Origin of the sequence: Wohlfahrtiimonas larvae (assembly GCF_002006755.1) — a bacterium.
Taxonomy (GTDB): Bacteria; Pseudomonadota; Gammaproteobacteria; order Cardiobacteriales; family Wohlfahrtiimonadaceae; genus Wohlfahrtiimonas; species Wohlfahrtiimonas larvae.
In genome coordinates this window covers 1-8410 of record NZ_MVDO01000216.1, presented here as the reverse complement: position 1 = coordinate 8410, position 8410 = coordinate 1, and the positions used below count along the sequence as shown (strand labels likewise).

The window sequence follows — 8410 nt, the reverse complement described above, 5'->3', positions numbered from 1 at the left end:
GTTAATTCAGGTAATGACCATTTACCGTCTTCAACAGTTGCTGTTTTAGTCAACACTTGACCTTCAGCATCCGTAATCGTCACTTCAACAGTCTTAGCATTCGTTGCTGTACCACTGATCACAGGTTTATTATCATCTGTTGCTTCGCCTGATTTAACGTTACCCACGATCTTGCCAACATTGTCCTCATAACCTGTTACTGTCACTGTTGGTGTAATTGATTGTTCTGTAGGAACCTCAGGATATGTTGTATTTTTATCGCCACCATTATCGCTCGCCACTGCTGCTATAGCACCAGCTACACCTGCTCCTCCAAGCAAGAATGGTAACCATGGTAAACCACAATCTTCATCTTCAAAAACCAATTCTGACTCTTCATCATCTTGTTTTACAAAGAAATTAGCAATAGTAATTGTTTTACCATTTTTTAATTTTAAAATTAAATTATTACCATCTTGAATAAATTCAGCAACATCATCTCTATATAATTTTGTATGAACATTTGATGGAGCCTTTAAATTTATATTAGAAGCATCAACGCTAATTTCATTCAATGATTTTTTATCTACAATAACAAATGTCGACATTATTTTATACCCTAAAAGTTTGTTCCAACCACTACACTATTTAGTCAGATTTTATTAAAATTTATTTTGATTTATTTACAATAATAAATGGCTTACCAGCTGAATCGGCTGATAACATAAATTGAGGAGAATCGCCCTCTTTAATCTCAATATCTGAGCTATATTTAGAGCATCTACCATCGCAATTATCGACAGAAAAATGATAAATTCCTGGAATAAGTTGATAAGTAGAAATGTCTTGTACAGCGAATGTACCTACTTTTGTTTTATTAATATAAAAGTTTGTTTTACATCCATTAGTTGTGGTTTTATTATCTCTAACAACTTCTATTATTGGTTCTGTTTTATCTTGATTTACTGCATACTTTTCATGGTTAATACTTGAAGCACAACCTAAAAGCACAAACACTATCGGTATGATAGAAAAATATTTTCCGATTGATAAAGAATATTGCATTAATAATTAGCCCTGTAAATATTTAAAATTAATATTTTAATAATTAACCACTTAAACTTAAATCATGGTTAATTTATAATCAGAACTAAGCTTAGTATATAAAAAAAATTTATGGTCATTAAGATATAAATAATTTTTATATATTGTTACTCAAACATTACAGATATGTTTAATTGATTTTCTAATAAATTCACACAGATATCCATCGTTGTTTAAAGCAATCATACGTCAATTAATGTACTATGCTTTTTTGTTCATTTTTTGGAAACTAAGATGAGTAATGCTTTAACAAAATCAGACATCAAAACCTTATCATTATCTTCATTGGGTGGTGCATTAGAGTTTTATGACTTTATCGTTTTCTTAACCTTTATCCCCATTTTAAAACTCCATTTTTTCCCTGAGCAATCTGAATTAGGCTCACTAATGAGCATCTATGGGATTTATGCTGTTGCTTATTTTGTCAGACCATTGAGTGGGATTATTTTGGCACACTTTGGTGATATTGTTGGACGCAAGAGAATGTTCATGCTCTCGCTCTTTCTAATGGCAGTACCAACATTAATGATTGGTTTATTACCCACTTATGAAAGCGTGGGAATATTGGCACCAATATTGCTCTTATTCATGCGATTATTACAAGGTATTGCTTTAGGTGGAGAAGTTCCTAGTGCTCATGTATTTGTCACAGAGCATGTTAAATCAAACCATTTAGGCTTAGCTAACAGCTTAATCGCCGCTGGCTTAACCTTTGGTGTGTTAATTGGCTATGCTATTTCTACATCTCTTAATATTATTTTTACTGAACAAGAAGTGAAAGAGTTTGCTTGGCGAATTCCATTCATTATTGGTGGTGGATTAGGTTTATTTGCGCTCTATTTGCGTCGTTATCTACAAGAAACACCTGTGTTTTTACAATTCAAAGCAGAGCGTGAAAAAAGTAGTGAATTCCCGATTAAAACTGTCTTGAAGAAATATCTTAAAGAAAGTTTCTTTGGTATTTTAACCACTTGGTTATTAATGACAGGTGTAATTATGGTGTTATTAATTCCTAACCTAATGAAATCTGAGCTTTATGGATTATCAGCACCTTTTGTGAATAAAATAGCACTACTCGCAACTGCCATGAATATTATCGGTAGTGTTATAGCAGGCTTAATGGTGGATCGCATTGGCTTATCTAAAACAATGATTTTCTTCTCGATCATCTTAGGCACAAGTAGCACAATCTTCTTCAGCTATTTAGGCACAGATTCCAACACATTATTAATCGGCGGATTATATATATTCAGCTCATTATTCTTAGGCTTAGTTGCTTGTGTGCCAATCTTTATTGTAAAGTTGTATGAACCGCAAGTGCGCTTAACGGGCATGAGCTTCTCTTATAATATTGGCAATGCATTCTTTGGTGGCTTAACCACATTCCTTGTGCCTGTGATCGCACAAGGATTCAGTGAAAATATTGTAAGCTATTACCTAATTTTCTTATGTGCTTTAGGCATTTATTTAGGATTTGTTGCCAAACGCTTCAAGATCTAAAGGAATCACATAATCCTCAGGATCATTTTGAGCAATTAAATCATCAATATAACCAAATGGCGCTAGATGCAAATCTGGCGCTATTTCTTTGAGCGGGATTAAAACAAAGTTACGGTCCTGCATTCTTGGATGAGGAATGGTTAATTCTGAATCATCTAGTCGAACATCATCAAATAATAGAATATCCAAATCTAAAGTACGCGCACCAAAACGGATGATACGTTCACGACCATGATCCAACTCGATCTTTTGTAATGCATATAATAAATCATACGGTGCTAATTGTGTTGCCACCTTGATCACAGCATTAATGATGTCAGGTTGATCTGGTCCGATAGGCTTTGTCCGATAAAATTGAGATTTATCTAAGATTTTAGTGCCTGATAATGCCTCAATTTCGAGCAATGCTTCGTTTAAATGTTTGACAGGATCTTCTAAATTTGAGCCCAACGCGATGTAACTAATAAATAATTGATTCATGTTATGATGTTCTGCAGTGTAGTTTGATCAAAGTAAAATTTATAAAAATAAAAGTAAAGTAAAGTAAAGTATGCTCTTTCAATAACCTTGTTTGAGAGCTATTCATGAACAATTATAAAGTAGCAGCAGAAAAAGCGCTGGATATAATGAGCATTAAGGCCAATAAACCAAGCCATAAAGTTTTATTATGCGCCATGATGGCTGGTGTTTTCATAGGATTAGGCTTTATTTATTGTGTCATTGCCAATGTTCAGGGGGCTGGCAAAATTGTGGGTGGTTTAGTTTTTAGCTTAGGGCTATTGCTCACACTCGTATTAGGCGCAGATTTATTCACATCCACAACTATGACTGTTATGGCTGTTGCTAGTCAAAAAATTACACTTAAAAAAATGTTATCTAATTGGGGCTTAGTATATTTAGGCAACTTTATCGGCGCCTTAGTTTTAGTTGGCTTAATCATCATGAGTGGCCATCCTTTTGATAATGGTGGGCAAATCGGTCTTTATTATATATCCACAGCTGAACATAAATTAGCTCATACATTTGTAGAAGCTGTTGGCTTAGGTATTTTATGTAACATAATGGTTTGTTTAGCTGTTTGGATGAGTCTTAGTGCACATACTTTAATAGATAAAATGGTGGCTGTTTTATTACCTGTAGGTTTGTTCATTGCTGCAGGTTTTGAACATAGTGTAGCTAATATGTTTATGGTACCAGCGGGCATTTATTCTTTAATGTTAGCAACACCTGAAATGCTAAATCACCTAACAGATACAGAAATATTAAGAACAACATTAACTTGGCACAACTTTTTTATTCAAAACTTGTTGCCTGTGACTTTGGGCAACATTATTGGAGGATCTATTTTTGTTTCATTATTTCAATGGGTTATACATTTAAAAGATTAACTATTTTTAATGATTCAAATTAATTATTAATTATTTAGGCTTTATTTGATCAAAATTCTTGCAAATAGAGCAAATACCACGTAATGTATTTACATCTTCATAAGTCATGAAGATGCTTATCAAATTTGATTGGTAAGTGGTTTAAAAACGACTAAGAATTTAGTCACTCTTTGTTTGAGGTTTAACATATGCGTATCGGAACTGTAAAGTGGTTCAATGAGTCTAAAGGCTTTGGTTTTATTACTCCTGAAGATGGTTCACCAGATGTATTCGTACATTTTTCTACGATTCAAGGTGACGGCTTCCGTACTTTAGCGGAAGGTCAAAAGGTAGAATTCGAAGCTAAAGAAGGCGACAAAGGTTTACAAACTACTGTTTGCCGTGGTCTTTAATAGATTCAACTACTTTAAATAAAATAATAAGAAAAATGAGTTTTAAGCTGTTGATCTCACTGAAGTGTGAATAAGAATTAAAACGTATCTTTCTGTATAATTAAACCCTGATTTATCAGGGTTTTTTTATGGGAGCAAAATAATGTGCCAATTATTAGGAATGAACTGCAATACACCAACTGATATTGTCTTCTCATTTGAAGGTTTCCGCCGCCGAGGAGGGTTAACAGATGTTCATGTTGATGGTTTTGGTATAGCCTTTTTTGAAGGCAAAGGAGTCCGTATCTATCAAGATGACCGCCCAAGTGCATCATCACCTGTTGCCGATCTCATCAAAGGTTATCAAATTAAATCTAAAAATGTGATTGCTCATATTCGTAAAGCAACTTTTGGTCAAGTTTCTCTTGCTAATACTCACCCATTTATGCGCGAATTATGGGGAGAATATTGGTTATTTGCACACAATGGACATCTACAATCTCTAGATCAAATTTTTTCAGATAGCCCTCAACAATATTATCGCCCTGTAGGTACAACAGATTCAGAGCAAGCTTTTTGCTACATCTTAGAAAATTTACGCCAAAAATATAATCACAAACCTAATGATGAAATACTGTTTAATGAAATTAAACATCTAACTGAGAAAATTCGACCTATGGGTATTTTAAACTTTACCCTAACCAATGGTGATTGGATGATGGCACATTCTAATACCTTATTACATTACATCATTCGTCAAGCTCCTTTTGGTGAAGCAAAGTTATTGGATGATGATGTAAATATTGATTTTTCAGCAGTCACAACACCTAATGATCGAGTCGCTGTGATTGCAACATTACCCTTAACATGCAATGAACAATGGACCCAGCTAGCACAAAATGAGCTATTAATGTTTAAAGAAGGGGAAATCATTTTCCGAGATTGCCCTGATGATACACAATTCTTAAGTATTGAAGATGCTTTAGCCAAAGCTCGAGCAATTGGTGCTTCAACCAATACTGTAACTTAATCCTTAATATCCTGTGGATAACTTTGTGGGTAACTCTTGAAATACTTAAAATTGATCCCATTATAATTTTGTCAAATATTAAAATTAAAAATCATAAGGAGATCTCAATATGAGTTCAGAAAAATTTACAACAACCCTATCCACAGCATTTGCTGAAGCCCAGAGTATTGCGATTGAACACCATAATCAGTTCCTAGAACCTGCTCATGTTTTATTGGCAATGTTACGTCAAAAAGATGGTTCAATTTTGCCTCTATTGCGCCAGTGCCGAGTGAACGTGAATCGCCTAACAGAAGATGTGGATAACTTAGTCAAAAAATATCCGCAAGTGGAAGGCACAAATGATTTCCAAGTGAGTAAAGATTTCCAACGTACATTAATTGCCGCAGAAAAATCTGCCAATGCACGTGGTGATCAATATATTTCATCCGAGATTTTCTTAATGGGCATTTTAGATGAAAAGAGTAAGCTCGCCGATATCCTTAAAGAAGCAGGATTAAAAAAAGAAACTTTATCTCAAGTGATCGATAACTTACGAGGTGGTGATTCAGTGAACGATGCTAATTCAGAAGAAAACCGTCAGGCTTTATCTAAATATACTGTGGATTTAACCAAACGTGCTGAAGAAGGTAAATTAGACCCTGTCATTGGCCGTGATGATGAAATCCGCCGTTGTATTCAGGTTTTATCTCGCCGTACTAAAAATAACCCAGTATTAATTGGTGAACCAGGCGTGGGTAAAACTGCCATCATTGAGGGTTTAGCGCAGCGCATTATCAATGGTGAAGTACCTGAAGGATTGAAAAATAAATCAGTCTTATCATTGGATATGGGCGCATTAATCGCGGGCGCTAAATTCCGTGGTGAATTTGAGGAACGCTTAAAAGCTGTCTTAAATGAATTAGGCAAACATGATGGCCAAATCATTCTATTCATCGATGAAATCCATACAATGGTTGGCGCAGGTAAAGGCGATGGTGCGATGGATGCTGGCAATATGTTAAAACCTGCATTATCTCGTGGTGAATTACACTGTATTGGTGCAACAACCTTGGATGAATATCGTCAATATATTGAAAAAGATCCTGCACTTGAACGCCGTTTCCAACGTGTATTAGTAGAAGAACCAACAGTTGAAGATACCATTGCAATTTTGCGTGGTTTGAAAGAGCGCTACGAAATCCATCATGGTGTTGAAATCACTGACCCTGCAATTGTGGCAGCTGCAACGCTATCGAATCGTTACATTACAGATCGCCAGTTGCCTGATAAAGCCATCGACTTAATCGATGAAGCAGCAAGCTTGGTTCGTATGGAAATTGATTCCAAACCTGAAGAAATGGATAAATTGGATCGTCGCTTGATTCAGTTAAAAATCGAACGTGAAGCCATTCGTAAAGAGAAAGATGAAGCTTCTAAAAAACGTTTAGAAATTTTAGAGCAAGAAATCGCAGATTTATCTAAGGAATATGAATCTTTAGAAGAGATTTGGAAAAAAGAAAAAAGTGTAATGCAAGGCGCGACATCTTTGAAAGAAGATTTAGAAAAAGCTCGCAATGAGATGGAAGTTGCAAAGCGTTCTGGTGATTTAGCAAAAATGAGTGAATTGCAATATGGCAAGATTCCAACCTTGGAAGCACAATTGAAAGAAGCTCAAGCCAATGAAGATAATGCAGGTGCTAAAAATCAATTGGTGCGTACCAATGTTACTTCTGAAGAAATTGCAGAGATTGTTTCTAAATGGACTGGCATTCCTGTAACAAGAATGCTAGAAGGTGAACGTGAAAAATTGCTTCACATGGAACAATTCATTGGCAACCAAGTGATTGGGCAGAAAGAAGCGATTACAGCAGTTGCTGATGCAGTTCGTCGTTCTCGTGCAGGTTTATCTGACCCTAATCGCCCAATTGGCTCTTTCTTATTCTTAGGACCAACTGGTGTTGGTAAAACAGAATTGACCAAAGCATTGGCAAACTTCTTGTTTGATTCTGAAGCTGCGATGATTCGTATTGATATGTCCGAATTCATGGAGAAACATTCTGTGGCTCGTTTGATTGGTGCGCCTCCTGGTTATGTGGGTTATGAAGAAGGTGGCTATTTAACAGAAGCTATTCGTCGTCGTCCTTATTCTGTCATTCTATTGGATGAAGTTGAAAAAGCGCATCCTGATGTCTTCAACATCTTGTTGCAAGTATTAGATGATGGTCGCTTAACCGATGGACAAGGTCGTACAGTTGATTTCAAAAATACTGTGATCGTGATGACATCTAACTTAGGTTCAAGCATTATTCAAGAACAAACACAAGCATTGACTGGTTTGGATGCGAAAGATCAATACGAAGCGATTAAAGCTTCTGTGATGGATGTTGTAGGACAACATTTCCGCCCAGAATTTATCAACCGTATTGATGATATTGTTGTGTTCCATCCATTGGATAAATCCAATATTCGTCAAATTGCTAAGTTACAAGTGGATCGTGTAATTCAGCGTTTAGCGGATCAAGACATCTACTTATCCATTACTGATGGGGCCTTAGATGAATTAGGTGAAATAGGTTATGATCCTGTATTTGGTGCTCGCCCATTGAAACGTGCGATCCAAATCCATTTGGAAAACCCATTGGCGAAAGCATTCTTGAATGGTGATTTCAAACCAAAAGATGATGTACTCATTCAAGATGATTTAACGTTCCACGTGAAACACAACGATTAACTGAAATCAAATTATAAATCGCTCCATATTGGGGCGATTTTTTTTGAGCAATAAGCATGTATAATCATAAAAATTTTAAAAACTATAATGAAGACAGGTCCTTTTATGAAACAATCACCGCTCATGATCCTATCCACAACAGCTCTCATCACTTTGGCAGGCTGTAAAAGTTTATCTTTAGATGATGCAATGTCCTTAGGCGCACAAAGCTTACAAGCCATGTCATTATCTGATGCTGATGTAAAAAATTTAAGCAACCAATCTTGTCAGCAAATGGATGCGCAATCTAAAATTGCACCAGCCAATAGTACATATACAAAGCGTT

The 8410-nt window shown here is 35.6% G+C and carries 8 protein-coding genes and 1 pseudogene; 6 read left to right on the top strand and 3 right to left on the bottom strand.

Going from position 1 to position 8410, the window contains the following annotated elements; translation table 11 throughout:
• Both BZK14_RS11230 and BZK14_RS11225 read right to left on the bottom strand, forming a co-directional pair.
• A partial coding sequence (locus tag BZK14_RS11230; RefSeq protein ID WP_143691461.1) for a BapA/Bap/LapF family prefix-like domain-containing protein occupies nt 1-587 on the bottom strand: 587 nt, incomplete at its 3' end.
• 61 nt (nt 588-648) lie between these two features.
• Nucleotides 649-1044 (bottom strand): hypothetical protein, encoded by a 396-nt coding sequence (locus BZK14_RS11225; RefSeq protein WP_077926567.1) that lies wholly within the window; start codon nt 1042-1044, stop codon nt 649-651.
• A 273-nt stretch (nt 1045-1317) separates the two neighbouring features.
• On the opposite strand from BZK14_RS11225, the gene BZK14_RS11220 reads away from it, so the two are divergent.
• Nucleotides 1318-2583, top strand: a complete 1266-nt coding sequence (locus BZK14_RS11220; RefSeq protein ID WP_077926566.1) for an MFS transporter — start codon at nt 1318-1320, stop codon at nt 2581-2583.
• Here the strand turns inward: BZK14_RS11220 and folK are convergent.
• On the bottom strand, nt 2551-3063 hold the full coding sequence (gene folK, locus BZK14_RS11215) for a 2-amino-4-hydroxy-6-hydroxymethyldihydropteridine diphosphokinase (RefSeq protein ID WP_077926565.1): 513 nt from the start codon (nt 3061-3063) through the stop codon (nt 2551-2553). The genes BZK14_RS11220 and folK overlap by 33 nt on opposite strands.
• 104 nt (nt 3064-3167) lie before the next feature.
• Between folK and BZK14_RS11210 the strand changes: the two genes are divergently transcribed.
• The 5 genes and pseudogenes from BZK14_RS11210 to BZK14_RS11190 form a co-directional block, all read left to right on the top strand.
• Nucleotides 3168-3971 (top strand): formate/nitrite family transporter, encoded by an 804-nt coding sequence (locus BZK14_RS11210; RefSeq protein ID WP_077926564.1) that lies wholly within the window; start codon nt 3168-3170, stop codon nt 3969-3971.
• A gap of 188 nt (nt 3972-4159) precedes the next feature.
• Nucleotides 4160-4363, top strand: a complete 204-nt coding sequence (locus BZK14_RS11205; protein WP_008316013.1) for a cold-shock protein — start codon at nt 4160-4162, stop codon at nt 4361-4363.
• A 142-nt stretch (nt 4364-4505) separates the two neighbouring features.
• Nucleotides 4506-5372 carry a class II glutamine amidotransferase gene (locus BZK14_RS11200; protein WP_077926563.1) on the top strand — a complete coding sequence of 289 codons (867 nt, stop codon included), beginning with the start codon at nt 4506-4508 and terminating at the stop codon, nt 5370-5372.
• A gap of 109 nt (nt 5373-5481) precedes the next feature.
• Nucleotides 5482-8085 carry an ATP-dependent chaperone ClpB gene (clpB, locus tag BZK14_RS11195; RefSeq protein WP_077926562.1) on the top strand — a complete coding sequence of 868 codons (2604 nt, stop codon included), beginning with the start codon at nt 5482-5484 and terminating at the stop codon, nt 8083-8085.
• A 105-nt stretch (nt 8086-8190) separates the two neighbouring features.
• Nucleotides 8191-8410 (top strand): annotated as a pseudogene (locus BZK14_RS11190) (metalloprotease); the annotation flags it as partial.